This is a genomic window from Bacillus thermotolerans (genome assembly GCF_000812025.2).
Classification (GTDB): domain Bacteria; phylum Bacillota; class Bacilli; order Bacillales; family Domibacillaceae; genus Quasibacillus; species Quasibacillus thermotolerans.
This window is the reverse complement of record NZ_JWJE02000019.1, coordinates 1-15,515: the sequence shown is the minus strand read 5'-3', so window position 1 is coordinate 15,515 and position 15,515 is coordinate 1. Positions and strand designations below refer to the sequence as shown.

General features: G+C 45.0%; 16 protein-coding genes. 2 read left to right on the top strand and 14 right to left on the bottom strand.

Features of this window, described 5'->3' with window-relative positions:
- Positions 1–233: 233 nt before the first annotated feature.
- The 8 genes from QY97_RS09450 to QY97_RS09415 all read right to left on the bottom strand — a co-directional run bounded on the left by QY97_RS09450 (position 234) and on the right by QY97_RS09415 (position 8,325).
- Positions 234–1,313: an AI-2E family transporter gene (locus tag QY97_RS09450; protein WP_039238233.1), complete on the bottom strand. Its 1,080-nt coding sequence runs from the start codon at positions 1,311–1,313 to the stop codon at positions 234–236.
- 126 nt (positions 1,314–1,439) lie between these two features.
- Positions 1,440–1,646, bottom strand: coding sequence for a hypothetical protein (locus QY97_RS09445; RefSeq protein ID WP_039238231.1), 207 nt, complete (start codon positions 1,644–1,646; stop codon positions 1,440–1,442).
- Between the two features lie 68 nt (positions 1,647–1,714).
- Complete coding sequence (recD2, locus tag QY97_RS09440) at positions 1,715–4,108, bottom strand: SF1B family DNA helicase RecD2 (RefSeq protein WP_039238229.1); 2,394 nt, start codon at positions 4,106–4,108, stop codon at positions 1,715–1,717.
- 17 nt (positions 4,109–4,125) lie between these two features.
- On the bottom strand, positions 4,126–4,791 hold the full coding sequence (locus QY97_RS09435; RefSeq protein WP_039238227.1) for a tetratricopeptide repeat protein: 666 nt from the start codon (positions 4,789–4,791) through the stop codon (positions 4,126–4,128).
- 124 nt (positions 4,792–4,915) lie between these two features.
- Positions 4,916–6,031: a tRNA 2-thiouridine(34) synthase MnmA gene (mnmA, locus tag QY97_RS09430; RefSeq protein WP_039238224.1), complete on the bottom strand. Its 1,116-nt coding sequence runs from the start codon at positions 6,029–6,031 to the stop codon at positions 4,916–4,918.
- A gap of 35 nt (positions 6,032–6,066) precedes the next feature.
- Positions 6,067–7,212 carry a cysteine desulfurase family protein gene (locus tag QY97_RS09425; RefSeq protein WP_039238222.1) on the bottom strand — a complete coding sequence of 382 codons (1,146 nt, stop codon included), beginning with the start codon at positions 7,210–7,212 and terminating at the stop codon, positions 6,067–6,069.
- Positions 7,213–7,226: 14 nt separating this feature from the next.
- The gene (cymR, locus tag QY97_RS09420; RefSeq protein ID WP_039238219.1) at positions 7,227–7,649 is read right to left on the bottom strand and encodes a cysteine metabolism transcriptional regulator CymR; all 423 of its coding nucleotides are present in this window, start codon (positions 7,647–7,649) and stop codon (positions 7,227–7,229) included.
- Positions 7,633–8,325, bottom strand: coding sequence for a YczE/YyaS/YitT family protein (locus tag QY97_RS09415; protein WP_039238218.1), 693 nt, complete (start codon positions 8,323–8,325; stop codon positions 7,633–7,635). The genes cymR and QY97_RS09415 overlap by 17 nt, the downstream gene beginning before the upstream one ends.
- Before the next feature lie 152 nt (positions 8,326–8,477).
- On the opposite strand from QY97_RS09415, the gene QY97_RS09410 reads away from it, so the two are divergent.
- A complete protein-coding gene (locus tag QY97_RS09410) occupies positions 8,478–9,746 on the top strand; it encodes a replication-associated recombination protein A (RefSeq protein ID WP_039238216.1) in 1,269 nt (422 codons plus the stop codon).
- Positions 9,747–9,807: 61 nt separating this feature from the next.
- On the top strand, positions 9,808–10,602 hold the full coding sequence (locus QY97_RS09405; protein ID WP_039238214.1) for a DUF2935 domain-containing protein: 795 nt from the start codon (positions 9,808–9,810) through the stop codon (positions 10,600–10,602).
- 32 nt (positions 10,603–10,634) lie between these two features.
- Here QY97_RS09405 and QY97_RS09400 read toward each other — a convergent pair whose 3' ends face one another.
- The 6 genes from QY97_RS09400 to QY97_RS09375 form a co-directional block, all read right to left on the bottom strand.
- Complete coding sequence (locus QY97_RS09400; RefSeq protein WP_039238211.1) at positions 10,635–11,588, bottom strand: ABC transporter permease; 954 nt, start codon at positions 11,586–11,588, stop codon at positions 10,635–10,637.
- The gene (locus QY97_RS09395) at positions 11,585–12,508 is read right to left on the bottom strand and encodes an ABC transporter ATP-binding protein (protein WP_039238209.1); all 924 of its coding nucleotides are present in this window, start codon (positions 12,506–12,508) and stop codon (positions 11,585–11,587) included. The genes QY97_RS09400 and QY97_RS09395 overlap by 4 nt, the downstream gene beginning before the upstream one ends.
- The gene (locus QY97_RS09390) at positions 12,505–13,212 is read right to left on the bottom strand and encodes an ABC transporter ATP-binding protein (protein ID WP_039238206.1); all 708 of its coding nucleotides are present in this window, start codon (positions 13,210–13,212) and stop codon (positions 12,505–12,507) included. Before QY97_RS09390 ends, QY97_RS09395 begins: the two co-directional genes overlap by 4 nt.
- Positions 13,209–13,586 carry a GntR family transcriptional regulator gene (locus tag QY97_RS09385; protein ID WP_039238204.1) on the bottom strand — a complete coding sequence of 126 codons (378 nt, stop codon included), beginning with the start codon at positions 13,584–13,586 and terminating at the stop codon, positions 13,209–13,211. Before QY97_RS09385 ends, QY97_RS09390 begins: the two co-directional genes overlap by 4 nt.
- Positions 13,587–13,589: 3 nt before the next feature.
- Positions 13,590–14,366, bottom strand: a complete 777-nt coding sequence (locus tag QY97_RS09380) for a hypothetical protein (RefSeq protein ID WP_039238202.1) — start codon at positions 14,364–14,366, stop codon at positions 13,590–13,592.
- A gap of 129 nt (positions 14,367–14,495) precedes the next feature.
- Positions 14,496–15,266, bottom strand: a complete 771-nt coding sequence (locus QY97_RS09375) for a tRNA threonylcarbamoyladenosine dehydratase (RefSeq protein ID WP_039238200.1) — start codon at positions 15,264–15,266, stop codon at positions 14,496–14,498.
- Between the last annotated feature and the right edge of the window lie 249 nt (positions 15,267–15,515).

Below are 15,515 nucleotides of genomic sequence, written 5' to 3'. Positions count from 1 at the left end.
CCTGATTATGAACCTTATAAAGATCCATCTCTCATATGCCTTAACGCGGCAGACGGCAGGGATTAGCTGCTCTCCGGACTAGCTTTCTGTTATCCTTCACCCGGAACTTCTTCCAGCCGTGGAAATTCCTCTCTGACGTGCTTAGGCACCTGGGTGGTCTATAACATACTTGATCCATCGTTGATTTTTATTTTATGAATATAATCGAATTATAAAAATTCGGTGATGATTTGTCAATGAACCGCTTCTGGTAAACGCCCTTTCATACGTTTTCTTGCCAAAAAGGCTGACTTAATAATAATTAATATCGGCACGGCTGCAATTAACCCGATGACTCCGCCTGCTTCTCCTCCGATAAGCAGCGCGCCGATAATGATGAGTGGATGCAAGTGGACACTCTTGCCAACAATCCAAGGAGAGAGTACATTTCCCTCAAGAAATTGCAAAGCAAAAACAATAATGACGGCGTAGATAGCAGTCTGCACCGATATCGTTAATGCGACAAACAGAGCAGGAATGGCCCCAATAATCGGTCCAAAGTAAGGTATCACATTCGTAAAGCCGATCACTAGCCCGAGCAGGACCGCATATTTCAAACCGATAAGCGTGAACAGCAAGGTGGCTGTCGTGCCAATCAGCAGACAAACAAACAGCTGTCCGCGGATATAGCCGCCGAGTGAGCGGTCCAGCTCTTTAACAAAGCGCACTCCTCTTGTTCGCCAAACCTTTGGGGTGAGCTTCCAGGCAATTTTCTTTACACTTGACGCATCCTTTAGCAGATAGAAAGAAATGAAAGGAACAATAGCTAGAAGGAGCAAAAAGTTTACCGCTTTCAGCACCATATTCATGAATCTTTCTACCAGTCCCGATAACCATTGTTCGAAGCGGATAATCCGATTGTGTATCTTCTCCTGTACACCATCCGGCCAGCTCAGCGTCTCCACCTCTAGAGCTGTCACCTGCCGTTCATACAAGTTCGACAGAGCCGGTGCGCTTTGGGACAGCTCCTTTAACTGATGAATGAAGACAGGCGTGCCCTTGACTAGGCCAACTCCAATGAGGCTAAAAAACAAGATGTAGATAACAAGAATGGCTGCTGTCCTCGGCAAGCCGCGCTCTACCATTATCTTTACTAATGGGTGCAGCAAATAAGCAAAAAAGCCCCCCAGTAAAAAAGGCAGTAGGCTGATCATCACGACGCGCACAACCGGTATAAGAACCGGCCTTAACAGGAATAGAACGTATATAGACAATAGAACGAGCAAGACGGTACACGCTAAATAAATCCATTTCAGCTTTAATTTACTCTCCATTTGCTCCAACTTCCTTTTAACGAACTGTCATTCGTTCTAGTTTGCGGCATGAAGGTATGGATTTATTCATTCAGTTATCATAAAAAGCCCGCAGAATCTTCTCTGCGGGCAAAGGATACTATACGTTTAACTGTCATTCCCGGCAATGTCCATTTGCCGGTCTGTTTCCTCAAACAGATCATTCAGCGAGCTTAGGGAGCCGTCTTCTTCTACTTGGTGAACAGAGATGAGGTTTTTGCTGACGGAGAGTTCAATAAAGCAATTCCAACAGTAGAATTGAGAAGAGCCAATTTTGCCGATTTCTTTGCTACGGCAATTTGGACATATAATCATCGTGTCACCTCGCGCAATATTTGTTTGCTAGCAGGGTGACCATTTTTCCACATTTTTATACATATCTTTTATAAAAAGTCATACGGAGTCACATTTTCCATGCCGACCATTGGATCAATCACTTCTATTGTTTCTTCCGTCAGCTGAAGCGGCCGATCCTCAACTTCCTTGCTCGCGGCCTGCACATTCAGTTCAGCATGCAGCTTTTCCTTCAGGGCCGTTTTTCTTACTAAATCATCATTTCTCTCAACACCGATTCGGAATGCTTCTTCTTCCCCGCATAAGATTAAAAACTGCTTGCTTCGTGTAATTGCGGTATAAAGAAGGTTGCGTCTCAGCATCCGATAATAACTCTTTACAACCGGCAAAATGACGATGGGAAACTCACTTCCCTGCGACTTATGAATCGAACAGCAGAAAGCATGAGTGATTTGATTCAGATCCTGCTTCGTATAGGTGACTTCATTGCCTTCATAGGAAACGATGACCATATCTTCTTTTTCGGTGTTTTCCTTTGCGAAGAAAATGGAAACCACCTCTCCTATGTCACCATTAAACACATTTTGTTCCGGCTGGTTCACAAGCTGGAGCACTTTGTCACCAATCCGGTACTGCGCATCTCCAAATTCGAGCTGCTTGCGTGTTCCATCTGGGTTTGGATTTAAAATTTCCTGCAGAATTTTATTTAAGCGGTCAATTCCCGCGGGACCCTTATACATAGGTGCCAGTACTTGAATATCCTTCGCCGTAAACCCCTTTTTCATCGCACTCTTAACCACTTGCTCCACCACATCCGGTATTTGCTGGATACGGCAAGGCAGGAAGGAGCGATCCTTCTGCTGCTTTGTTACATCCGAAGGCATTCGGCCTTTTTTCATCTCATGAGCCATCTCAATAATAGAGGAGCCTTCCTGCTGACGATAGATATCTGTCAGCTTGACCGTTGGAATCGTACCGGAGGCTAGCAAATCCTTTAACACCTGCCCGGGACCCACCGATGGGAGCTGATCCTCATCCCCAACAAGGACAACCTGTATATCATTAGGCAGCGCTTTAAACAGCTGGTAAGCAAGCCACGTGTCCACCATTGACATCTCATCTACAATTAACAGGCGCCCTTCAACCTCACGCCCCTCGTCCTCTTCCATCGTCTCTTGGCCGGTAAAGCCCAACAGCCGATGAATGGTTACAGCCGGCAGCCCGGTCGATTCTGCCATTCGCTTCGCTGCCCGGCCCGTTGGCGCTGCTAACTTAATAGGGAACGGCTCCTCCTTGTCGTATGACTTCGGGTCAAGTGAGCAGCCATGCAGCTCGGCATAGAGCTCCACAATTCCTTTAATAACTGTTGTCTTTCCTGTGCCGGGTCCTCCAGTGAGCAGCATGATCGGCGACGTGAGAGCCGTCTGAATTGCCTCCTTTTGAGAAGGAGCGTATTGTACGTTAATCCGTTCCTCGAGTTCCCCAAGCGCCAGCAAAAACTCCGACTCCGGAAACTGATCTTCGTATTGTGTTTGGCTGAGCAGACGGGCAATGTTCGATACGAGTCCTTTTTCAGAGAAATAAAGAGATGGCAGAAACACCCGGTCGTTCTCTCCGACTACTTTTTCTTCTTTCTCCAGGGCAATAAGCTGCTCGGCGATCGCCTCAAAGGATACCTGTCCTTTTCCGCTCTTTTCCAGAAGCGACTTCACTTCCTTTAGCAAGGGCTCTGCCTCCAAATAGCAGTGTCCTTCCTTTAGGCACCGCTGTTCGAGAGTGAATAAAATACCAGCCTTCAGCCTGTCCGGATGCTCTCCGTCAATGCCGATCTGAGCACCGAGTTCATCCGCCCGGCCAAAGCCGATTCCTTCGATATCCTCTACAAGCTGATAGGGATTCTTCTGGATGACTTCAATGGCTTGCTGCTGATACATTTGGTAAATCTTCATGGAGAGCTGCGGCCCGAAACCATATTGATTGAGTGCCACCATTACCTGTTCAAGCCCTTGATGCTCTATAAGCGTCTCATATAAGGACTTAGCTTTATCAGCTGAGAGTCTAGGAACCTCTTCAAGTAAGGAAGGCGTATCCAATATCTTTGAAATGGCCCCTTCTCCTAGCGTCTCTACAATTAATTCCGCTGTTTTTTTGCCAATTCCCTTAAATAAATCACTTGATAAATAGGTAACAAGTCCTTGCTTTGTCTGCGGAATTTCCTTCTGTGCATGTTTAGCCTGGAACTGCCGGCCAAACTTCGGGTGATCTTTAAACCGTCCGTAAAACACATATGTTTCCTGCTCATGAATTTGCGGAAAATAACCGGTCACGACCGCTTCTTTTTCCTCGAATACTTCGTTTGTTTCGGTCACCCGGATGCGTATAACAGAGTAAAAGTTCTCCTGATTGCGAAAGATCGTCGCAAGATGGCGGCCTTTAATGTATTTTTCCCCATCAACAAATAAATCCATTGAACTCTGCTCCATCTGCGGCACCCCTTGTATTAATCCGTTTCTTTTTGTTTCTCGATCATTTTCTTCCCGTAGCCGGCAAGCATATGATCAGGCTGGACGTTAAGTGCCTGATCAAACATTTCCATTGCTTTCTCTGCATCTTCCCTGTGACCGGCATAAGCAACCCCCAGGTTATAATACGCATCGGCATGCTCCGGGTCTTCTTTAATCACTCTCTCCAATTGCGCAATTGCTTCGTCATACGCCTGAACTTTTGCCAACGCAAGCCCGAATTGGAAACGAGCCTCCGTATCATCCTCTTTCAGCTCCACTGCTCGCTGTAAATACGGAAGAGCTCGCAGCGGCTGATCCATCTGCATAAGCGTGATGCCCAGCATGAAAAAAGCATCGCTTTCTTCGAGGCCGGCTTTCACCGATTGATCAAATGATTCACAGGCTTCCTCTAAATTCTGCTGATCGTAGTAAAATGTACCAAGAGCATAATGAGCAGCTCCCGCATCGGGTGCCACCTCAACTGCCTTTTTATAAAAACGCTCGGCTCTTTCAAGCTCGCCGACTGTTGTTAATACATGACCAAAATTAATATAAGCCGTTGGATCTTCCGGCGCTTCTTCGATTCTTTCTGTAAAGAGCTTCAATGCCTCTTCTATTTTTCCTTGCTGTAAGTACTCAATACCTTGTAAGTTCTTATCCATAAGACACCTCTGAATTTATATTCCTTCAAATTATAACATAGAGAACGGCTGTGCTTAATCATAGAGCAAATTCCGAATAAAAAAGCCTTTAAAGCAAAGGCTTTAAAGGCTTTTTTCCGACAGATCAGCCAACATACGTCAGCTGCTCGCCATTCTTGAACACTTTATCGATGGTTGCTCCGCCTAGACATTCCTCTCCATCATAGAAAACAGCCGCTTGTCCAGGAGTAATAGCACGTATCGGCTCATGGAAATCTACTTTCACTTTACCATCCTCAAGCAAGTGAACAGTCACCTTGCTATCAGCTTGTCGGTAGCGGAACTTCGCTGTACATTCAAAGGTTTGCGGCTTCGGCTTATTAGACACCCAGCCTACTTGATCAGCAATCAAGGAATCTGAGTAAAGAAGCTCGTTATGAAAACCTTGTTCAACATACAGAACATTCTTTTCCAAATCCTTGCCAACTACGAACCACGGTTCGCCGGAACCGCCGATTCCTAAGCCGTGACGCTGACCGATAGTATAGTACATTAAACCGTCGTGGTTTCCTTTTACTTCACCATCCATCGTCGTCATCAGACCGGGCTGTGCGGGCAAGTAATTGCTTAGAAACTCTTTGAAATTGCGCTCACCGATGAAGCAAATTCCAGTGCTGTCCTTCTTCGTTGCTGTGGCGAGTCCAGCTTTTGAAGCAATTTCGCGAACGCGCTTTTTATCTATATCCCCAATAGGGAAAAGCACTTTCTCCAGCTGGCTTTGATTAAGCTGGTTAAGAAAGTACGTTTGGTCCTTATTTTCATCAAGGCCGCGAAGCATTCTTACTTCTTCACCGCTATGGTCGACTCGGGCATAGTGACCGGTCGCTAAATAATCCGCTCCTAGACTCATCGCATGGTCTAAGAAGGCTTTAAACTTAATTTCTTTATTGCACATGACATCCGGGTTTGGTGTACGTCCGGCCTTGTATTCACCGAGGAAATACGTGAATACCTTATCCCAATATTGTTTTTCGAAGTTTACCGCATAATAAGGGATCCCGATTTGATTACATACGCGAATGACATCGTTATAGTCTTCCGTTGCTGTGCAGACGCCAAATTCATCCGTGTCATCCCAGTTTTTCATGAAAATACCGATGACATCATAGCCCTGCTCCTTCAGTAAAAGGGCGGCAACCGAAGAGTCTACACCGCCGGACATACCAACAACGACACGTGTATCTTTCGGTGCTTTTTCCATTTTGTCCACTCACTTTCCAAAAGGGGAAGAGCCGGCTACTTGTTCGTTAAACGAGCGACAATCTTTGCCACAGCTTCTCCCGCTTGATCTATTTGTTCCTTCGTATTGGTCAAACCAAAGCTGAACCGGATAGAATTACGCAGCCGGTCAGAATCTTTGCCGTACATAGCTACAAGTACGTGAGATGGTTCGATCGACCCAGCTGTACAAGCAGAGCCGCTCGAAGCAGCAATGCCGGCAAGATCTAAATTGACAAGCATAGATTCTACATCCGTTCCAGGAAAACTTAAGTTTACCACATGGGGTAATGACTGTTCAAGCGTACCGTTCAAATGGAAGGTAATCTGCTTGTCCTCAAGTATGTTTATTAATTGCTTTTTGAAGCCGGTATACAATTCCCTCTTTTCCTCTAGGGAACTGGCAGCTAATTCGATAGCCTTATTAAAACCAGCTATTGCTGGAACATTCTCCGTTCCTGCCCTCCGCTTTCTCTCCTGCTCACCGCCAAACAGTGCCGGTTCAAGCGCGATCCCTTCCTTTGCATACAGGAAGCCGATCCCCTTTGGACCATTAATTTTATGGCTGGACACAGACAGCAAGTCAATATGAGCGGCTTTCACATCGATTGATTCCATGCCATAAGCCTGTACTGCATCCGTGTGAAAAACCGCTTGATGGTCTTTCAAGAGCTGTCCAATGTCAGCAATCGGCTGAAGCGTGCCTACCTCATTATTCCCGTACATCACCGATACTAAAATAGTATCTTCTCTCAGCGCTTCTTCTAAATCTGCTAAACGAAGCTGTCCATCTTCGCCCACTGGCAGATATGTCACCTCATGTCCTTCCCTCTCCAATTGCTCACACGTATGAAGAACGGCATGATGCTCAATCGCCGTTGTAATAATATGGCGCCCCTTTTGTTTCATAGCCTTGGCAATGCCTGTAATAGCCAGGTTGTCCGCTTCGGTACCACCGCTTGTAAAAATGATTTCGTTAAAATCAGCGCCGATGCTCTTCGCTGCTGTTGAACGGGCAGTATCTACTACATGACGCGCCGTTCTGCCAAACGAATGAATACTGGACGGGTTTCCAAACACTTCACCCATTTGCCTGGAGACCGCCTCAATTACCTCAGGATGCATCGGAGTAGTAGCCGCATGGTCTAAATAAATCCGTTCCATTCCTCAGTCACTCCTTAAATGTAGAACATGTACGGATCAGATTCACCGCGTGTTTCTACGTGATTTGCTAAATCGTCTAATGTCGTATTCTCCAGCACACCTTTAATAGCTTCGCTGATACGAACCCATAACTCACGCTTAGCTGGCTCTTCATCCTCAATTCCTTCTACAAGAGTAATCGGCCCCTCTAGTACCCGGATAATATCACCGGCCGTAATCTCACGGGGTTCCCTTCCAAGTACATAGCCGCCATAAGCACCGCGGATGCTCCGTACAAGCCCTGAATTACGAAGAGGTGCAATCAATTGCTCTAAGTAATGTTCAGATAGATTGTGCTCCTCGGCAATGACACGTAAAGAAGTTGGCCCTTCCCCATGTCTCTTTGCTAAAGCAATCATAATTGTTAATCCGTATCTTCCTTTAGTGGAAATCCTCATATATGGTTACCTCCTGCTTCTTTTCTTTTTTCCATTCATTTACTTTACTGATAATTATATCTGAAAACCGCTGGCATTGCGGCATCGAAACGCCGACAGCTGTTCCCATGCACACGCTAAACAGCAGTGTGCCTATATGAATAGGCCCGCCGATCAGCCAGGCAGCAATCATCACGATAACTTCCATTCCACGCCGGACATGAGACACCTTCCATCCCGTTTTCTTCATGACCGCCAGCATAAAGCTGTCCCGCGGACCTGCTCCAAGCCGAGCTGATAAATAAAAGGCCATTCCGTAAGCCATAACAACGATACCTGTAATAAACATCATCAGCTTACCCATAAAATGCATGGGAGTAACGATCATTGGCATCATCAGGAACAAATCAATAAATAAACCGACCAGTAGCATATTTAGATATGCACCAAATTGCGGCCACTCACGCAAGTAAAGCGAAGCAGCTCCTAAAATCAGGACTCCTGTCAATACTGACCATGTTCCAACCGTTAAACCAAACTGCTCATACAGCCCAACGTGAAGTGCATCCCAGGGTGTAGCCCCCAGGTCAGCACGGATGGACAGCACGATGCCGAGCGACATCAATAACAAGCCTACGATAAAAATAATCAGACGGCTTGTCAAATTCTCATACCTCTGCCCCTTGTCTCCTTGCATAGTCTACTCCCCTTACTGAACGAGCCATTCACTTCCATTGTATATAGTTAACTCCGGCTATTATATCATAGGAAACCGATCAAATAACATGTCATACTCCCATTTCCTATGATAAAGTGAAGAGAAAAAACAACGAGAAATGAGGAGTTAGAATGAAGCCATTAGCTTTTCGGATGCGTCCACGGACCATTGAAGAGATAGCTGGACAACAACATCTGGTCGGTGAAGGAAAAATCATTCGTCGCATGGTGAATGCGAAACAGCTCTCATCGATGATTTTGTATGGTCCGCCCGGCATCGGCAAAACATCTATTGCCAGCGCCATTGCCGGCAGTACGAAATATGCATTTCGTACATTGAATGCAGTGACCAGCAACAAGAAGGATATGGAAGTGGTAGCTGCTGAAGCTAAAATGTCTGGTAAAGTGATTCTGCTATTAGATGAAGTGCATCGGCTTGATAAAGGAAAGCAGGATTTTCTTCTCCCTTTTTTAGAAAATGGCATGATTACGTTGATCGGGGCAACTACAAGTAACCCATACCATGCTATTAACCCGGCTATCCGGAGCCGCTGCCAAATCTTTGAGCTTAAGCCTCTCACTGCAGAAGAGACGAAGGATGTACTGACAAGGGCTCTTCAAGATGAGGAGCGCGGCCTCGGAAAATACAACATTACAATTGATGAAGCAGCTCTTCTTCATTTTGCTCAAGGAAGCGGCGGTGACGTGCGAAGCTCCTTAAACGCTTTAGAGCTGGCTGTGCTGTCTACTCCCCCCCGGAAAGACGGCGCCATTTATGTGAATATCGATATTGCTGAAGAATGCCTGCAGAAGAAAAGCTTTTCTCATGATAAGGATGGGGATGCTCATTACGATGTATTGAGCGCCTTTCAAAAATCCATTCGCGGCAGTGATGTGAATGCTGCTCTCCACTACTTAGCCCGCTTAATCGAAGCCGGAGATTTGCCAAGCATTGCGAGAAGGCTTCTTGTCATCGCTTATGAAGATATTGGCTTAGCAAGTCCTCAGGCTGGCCAGCGGACACTTGCGGCCATACAGACGGCTGAAAGAATCGGTTTTCCAGAAGCGCGCATCCCTCTTGCTGCTGCCGTTATCGAGTTATGTCTGCTGCCTAAATCCAATTCAGCGATCACAGCCATTGACGAGGCGCTCTCTGATATACGTGCCGGCAAGATTGGCGAGATCCCTGAACATTTAAAGGATGCTCACTATAAAGGGGCGAAAGAACTCGGCCGAGGGTTAGAGTATAAGTATCCTCACGAATATGACAGCGGCTGGGTTAAGCAGCAATACTTACCGGACCGCTTAAAAACGAAGCGCTATTACGAACCAAAGCAAACCGGTAAATTTGAACAGGCGTTAGCGGGAATCTATGAAAAAGTGGAAAAAAGCAAGAAATAATCATACTCCCTTCCCCTCCCTTATAAACTGATAAAAGCATTGCGAAAAGGGAGGTCATGGATTGAGAGACTACAAAGAAACAGCCTCGTTTGAGCATCGCTTCTGGCTGCAGGTACTGGGAGACCACTCGCGCTTCATACATGATTCTCTTGCTCCAAGCGAGACAGAAGCTATTGAAACAGCGGTCTCTTTCATTCGCACTTTTGATCAGCTTCTAGAGCAGATCGATGCGGATGATGCCATATCTTTAAGCAGAGAAGCTGAAGAAGCAGCGCGGAGATTGCGGACGTTTAAACTTCAATTAATCAAGAGACACCTCACAGGAAATATAATGATTCACCTTGGTCCAACCTTCATTAGCCATATGGTGAATGAGCTTGATGAGTACTTGCGTCTCTTGAAAGATCTAACACAGGGGCGCGTGCCTGCCTTGTACCACGCTCTTCACCATCATTCGATCTGGCTATTGGATGCAGCTGGTCATGCAGGAGCAATTTCAGATAATATGGACCGGATTGAAAAAAAAATCAAGAAAAAGAGCGATCAGTTTACGAAGAACTTTGAAGCATTTTATTTAAAAGCCGTCGAATTAACCGGCTTTCTGCGAACAAACCTTTCCACCTTTCCGGCATTAGAAAGGTTTAATGATGAGACTTCTTTAGAAATGAAGTTATTTACGGGCTTTCTGCAGGAAATAGAGGAGCTTGAACTCAGCAAGCAAGCGCTTGGTACATTTGCTCCGCTGATGGCCGATCATATGATGAGAGAAGAATGCTATTATTTAACGAAGCTGGCCGAGGTGACTCACCTGGAGCCGCCTGGCTGCGATCCTGGAAAACCAAGAATAACAGAGTAAAAAACAGGCTGCCGCACCGGTGCGGCAGCCTGTTATGCAGCTACATCCCTCTTGGAGAATACAATAAATGCCAGGATTTGAAAGACAGCGTAATAAACGGCGAGAACGACAAGAGAGAACTCCATTGTCATTCCTGAAACAAGCGTGCGGCCTTCTTCAAATTGCAATAAGTCGGTGTTGGCAAATAATAAATACTTCGTCCATTCATATCTCATAGAGAGCAGCATCGTAACGGTCGGGCCTATAAACAACAAAAACGAGGATAAACCGATCGCAAGCGAGCTGCTGCGAAAAACGGCTGAAACCATAAATGCCAGCGTAGCAAACATTAATACATCAACGAATTTAAATACATATACTTTAAGAAGATGGAAAATCATGCTTTGTTCAACGACTTGCCCATTTTCATAAGCAAGATGAATACTTGAGCCTGAGGCACCGAACAAAACAAGCCCTAGTAAAGAGGATAAAGTGAATGCTACCGCTAATAAGAATAAGCCAAATAAGATAACGGTAGCATATTTAGAAAAGAGGATCTTCACCCGGCTTACAGGACGCGTCAGCAGTAACTTAATCGTCCCCCATGTATGTTCATTTGCTACAATGCCAGCAGCTGCAATTAGAACAAATAAGCCTGCAAAGCTAAGCAGATCACTGCTTCCCTCCACAAAGGACTGCATATCCATATCTGTATCAACGGGCAGGTTATGCTGAAGCCTATATTCATTTATGTTTATTTGGCCCTCTAAATAATCTTTGCGGACTTCTGTGAGGTTTTGTTCTTCAGTAAGTTCCTTTTTATAGGCGGCATTTTCTGCCTGCAGCTTCTCTTGCCAGCCAGGTGTCGGCGAATCAGCTTGATGGCTTTCTTCATACTTCATCAAGCCGGCGAATAAACAGGTAATTAATACAAGCAAAGCAATCATAACACGGGTCCCCCACTGCTTAACGAGTTTTAGCCATTCATTCTTGATTAACCCGATCATCCGCTCATGACCTCCTGCCTTTCAGTAATTTCCAGAAACCTCTCCTCAAGTGACTTCGTTACCTTTTTCACCTCATACACCTTTATATGACTGGATACCAGCAGGCTGATCACTTCTGGCAGTCTCTCCTTCTCTGCTTCCACCATCAGGCAGCTTCCCGCAATTTTGGGCTGGACATAAGAAAACGAGGAGATCACTTTTTTAACAGCTGCTTCTGGATAGTTGACTTCGATTGCGTACCGATCCACCGCACGGTCAGAACTCTCATGAACAGCCTGAATATGAGTTAGCCGCCCCTTTTGAAGAATGCCAATACGGTCGCACATCATTTCCATCTCCGATAACAAGTGGCTTGAAACGATAATGGCCATCCCTTTCTTCTCGGCCAAATCACGAATATGGCGGCGAATATCCTTTATGCCGGCAGGGTCTAGCCCATTTGTCGGTTCATCAAGAATTAACACTTTAGGGTCATGAAGCAAAGCTTGAGCAATGCCAAGCCGCTGGCGCATACCGAGAGAATAGGTTTTTACCTTTTCATGAATACGATCTTCAAGTCCTACGAGCTTAATAACCTCTTCAATCTTCTCCTTTGTTATCTTGCTTTGCATACGGGCATATTGCTGCAGATTTTCAAAGCCGGTTAAGAACTTATACATTTCTGGATTCTCTACAATCGCCCCAACTTGACTCACCGCTTTCTCAAAACCAGTTCGGATCGGGTGTCCGTTGATAAGGATATCTCCCTCCGAGAGCTTCATTAGACCTACAATCATACGGATGGTAGTCGTTTTCCCCGCTCCATTCGGACCGAGAAAGCCAAATACTTCACCTTGTTTCACCGTAAAACTGAGAGAGTCAATGATCTTCCTGCCTTTTATTACCTTTGATACATTCCACAGCTCCACCAATGCTGTCATCGTCCAGTCCCCTCCTTGTAACTACTTTTGAGCCACTGAAGAACAGACAGCCCTTTTTCTTCCCGCAACTCTTCCACTTGGCAATAGTTTTGTACTTTTCCTTCACTCAAAATAATAGCTTCTTCCAAAACCGGCTCAATTTCTGTAATCTCATGCGTCGCAATAATAACTGTCTGCTCTCCAAAGTCAATAAAAGAAACGAGCCCCTTCACAATTGTTTCTCTTACCATAGGATCCAACCCTAGAAACGGCTCATCGAGCAAAATGACTGGTGCTTCCCTAGATAATACTAGTAAAAGCTTCAAGCGTCCTTGCTGTCCCTTGGATAATTTCCCTGTCTTTTGCGAGGCGTCTAAGCTCAAGAAAGAAAGCAGCTCATTAGCTTTTTCTACAGAGAAGTCTTTGTACTGAGAGGAAAAGAAATCAATCATTTGTGCAACTGTCAAACCCGGATACAGCATTCCTTCACTCGCTAAGTAGGCTGTCTCTTCAGCAATATAGCGGTTCACCTGCTTGTTGTTGACATAGATCTTCCCCTTTGTTGGAAAAACAAGGCCTGCAATCAGCTTCATCATCGTGGATTTCCCGCTCCCATTCGGCCCTAATATGCCGTACACCTTTCCTTTTTGGAAAGTGATATCTATATCATCTAATGCTTTTCGTTTGCCGTACTCCTTCGTCACGCCTCTCAACTCAATCATCACTTATCCTCCTCTCGTTTCACTAGAAATTGTTCTACCGCATAAGCAATCTCTCTGTCCTCTAAGCCAATCCCTCTCATATTTTCAATAAATGCCGCAACGATATCTCTCTGAATATCGGCTCTTAATTGATTTCTCATTTCTATTTGTTCTGTCATAAATGTCCCCTGCCCTCTTCTAGATTCAACCACTCCCATTCGCTCTAGCTCCCCGTACGTACGCTGAATCGTGTTCGGATTAACCCCCGATTGAATCGCCATTTCTCTTACGGAAGGGAGCTTCTCTCCTGGCCTGATTTCACCACGGACGAACTGCTGAATAATCCGGTCAGCGATTTGACTATATATCGGTTTCGATGTTTTAAATTCTTCGGTCATCTCTTACACCTCTACTTTACGATTGAGCAGCCAAGCCGCCGCTAAAAACAGCATAATATGAAAAATAATTGTGAGAAGGACTGGCCATACTTGCAGATCATTATTGATTACTGACATCTGCATCCCGCCCATTCCAAATATCGTTTCACCTACTTCACCTATATTGACTGTCCAGCTTGCGAACCATTTTTGAACAAATGACAGCTCCATCAGCTTAGATGTCAACGTTTGTATAAGGATATACACAGCAATCACGATCAGCCAGCGAACCTTTCTTAACATAGGGTAAGCGTTCAACGAGTGATAGATAGACCAGAGAAACAATCCCCAAATAGTGAAGTATAGGGCGCCTCCTGTAATGCCCATATTCAATAGCCACCCTTCCATATAAGGCATTTCACTGCCTGGTGTTTCAGTATAGTCCATTGGAATAACTACATTCAGTGAAAAGAGAGCTAATACGTCTATAAGAACCAATGAGATGATAAATACAAAGGATCCGACTAATAGCTTAGATAACAGCAGCTTTCCGCCCCCAGCTGTACTATGAAGCCAGTAATGCCCTTTCTCCTCCGCTCTCAGGAGCAGCAAGACAACGATAGGCAGCAGCGCCGCATGAAAAAAGTACACAAAGAAAATCGGGGCCATTACTATATAGAACCTGTCGTGATAGGCCCCAAAAGCAGCGACTACGATATAGAGCCCTACCATCAGCAATAGCCACCATAAAAAATAATTTTTAATCAACAAGAAATCTTTCTTAAGCAATCCAGCAAACATGATATCCCTCCATGTATTAGTGTATTGGTGTATTAGTTACATAGTACACTAGGACAAACTTAGACGTCAATGGCATTTGTCATATTTTACATAAAAAAACCGTTCCGGATAACCGGAGCGGTTTTTAACTCATTTCTTTTCATCATTTACACGTGTGACTTTAATATCCTTAAGCAGCTCCCTCACCACATAGCTGGCCATAATTAATCCACAGACAGATGGCACAAACGCATTAGAAGAAGGCGGCATTTTCGCTTTACGTATTTCCGCTTCATCGTTACCGACTACTTTCCGGACATCTTCACGAATGACAATTGGGCTCTCATCAGAGAACACAACGGGAATCCCCTTTTTAATCCCTTCTTTTCGCAACCGGGTGCGGATCACTTTAGCGATTGGATCTGTATGTGTTTTAAAAATATCGGCAATTTGGAAGCGCGTTGGGTCCATCTTGTTTGCTGCTCCCATGCTTGAGATAATTGGGATGTTGCGCTTTAAGCATTCTTTGATTAAATGAATTTTGTATACGATAGTATCGGATGCATCAATAACGAAGTCCAGGTCATATTGAAAGAAGTCTTCATATGTTTCTTCTGTATAGAACATATTCAAGGTGATCACTTCACACTCGGGATTAATATCGGCAATGCGTTCCTTCATGATTTCTGCCTTTGGGCGGCCCACGGTGGAAAGCAAAGCTGGCAACTGGCGGTTAACATTGGTAATATCAACGGTATCCTTGTCCACCAGCACAAGGCGGCCGACACCTGAGCGGGCTAATGCCTCGACAGAAAAAGAACCGACTCCACCGATACCTAGAATAGCGACCGTACTATTTTTTAAAATATTTAATCCTTCCTCGCCTATCGCGAGCTCATTACGCGAAAACTGATGCAGCATTGATCGGATCACTCCATATCTTTAAGTTATATTCTTATTTTTTGCGGATAGGATTAATCATACTTGAAAACAAGCCTTCCTTCAATATGTTCCTCTTTTACGGAATTAAAAAACAGCCTTTCTTAAGAAAGACTGTTTACGCTGTTTTTCTCTGGCAAAATCGAGTAGAGGGAAAATAAGTTGATTATTTTCGCCCCTCTCACACCACCGTACGTACGGTTCCGTATACGGCGGTTCAATTTATATTAC

Excerpts from the sequence above, each read along its gene's own strand:
- QY97_RS09450 (WP_039238233.1), bottom strand. The coding sequence starts at position 1,313 with ATGGAGAGTAAATTAAAGCTGAAATGGATTTATTTAGCGTGTACCGTC.
- QY97_RS09445 (WP_039238231.1), bottom strand. The coding sequence starts at position 1,646 with ATGATTATATGTCCAAATTGCCGTAGCAAAGAAATCGGCAAAATTGGC.
- recD2 (WP_039238229.1), bottom strand. The coding sequence starts at position 4,108 with ATGGAGCAGAGTTCAATGGATTTATTTGTTGATGGGGAAAAATACATT.
- QY97_RS09435 (WP_039238227.1), bottom strand. The coding sequence starts at position 4,791 with ATGGATAAGAACTTACAAGGTATTGAGTACTTACAGCAAGGAAAAATA.
- mnmA (WP_039238224.1), bottom strand. The coding sequence starts at position 6,031 with ATGGAAAAAGCACCGAAAGATACACGTGTCGTTGTTGGTATGTCCGGC.
- QY97_RS09425 (WP_039238222.1), bottom strand. The coding sequence starts at position 7,212 with ATGGAACGGATTTATTTAGACCATGCGGCTACTACTCCGATGCATCCT.
- cymR (WP_039238219.1), bottom strand. The coding sequence starts at position 7,649 with ATGAGGATTTCCACTAAAGGAAGATACGGATTAACAATTATGATTGCT.
- QY97_RS09415 (WP_039238218.1), bottom strand. The coding sequence starts at position 8,325 with ATGCAAGGAGACAAGGGGCAGAGGTATGAGAATTTGACAAGCCGTCTG.
- QY97_RS09410 (WP_039238216.1), top strand. The coding sequence starts at position 8,478 with ATGAAGCCATTAGCTTTTCGGATGCGTCCACGGACCATTGAAGAGATA.
- QY97_RS09400 (WP_039238211.1), bottom strand. The coding sequence starts at position 11,588 with ATGATCGGGTTAATCAAGAATGAATGGCTAAAACTCGTTAAGCAGTGG.
- QY97_RS09395 (WP_039238209.1), bottom strand. The coding sequence starts at position 12,508 with ATGACAGCATTGGTGGAGCTGTGGAATGTATCAAAGGTAATAAAAGGC.
- QY97_RS09385 (WP_039238204.1), bottom strand. The coding sequence starts at position 13,586 with ATGACCGAAGAATTTAAAACATCGAAACCGATATATAGTCAAATCGCT.
- QY97_RS09380 (WP_039238202.1), bottom strand. The coding sequence starts at position 14,366 with ATGTTTGCTGGATTGCTTAAGAAAGATTTCTTGTTGATTAAAAATTAT.
- QY97_RS09375 (WP_039238200.1), bottom strand. The coding sequence starts at position 15,266 with ATGCTGCATCAGTTTTCGCGTAATGAGCTCGCGATAGGCGAGGAAGGA.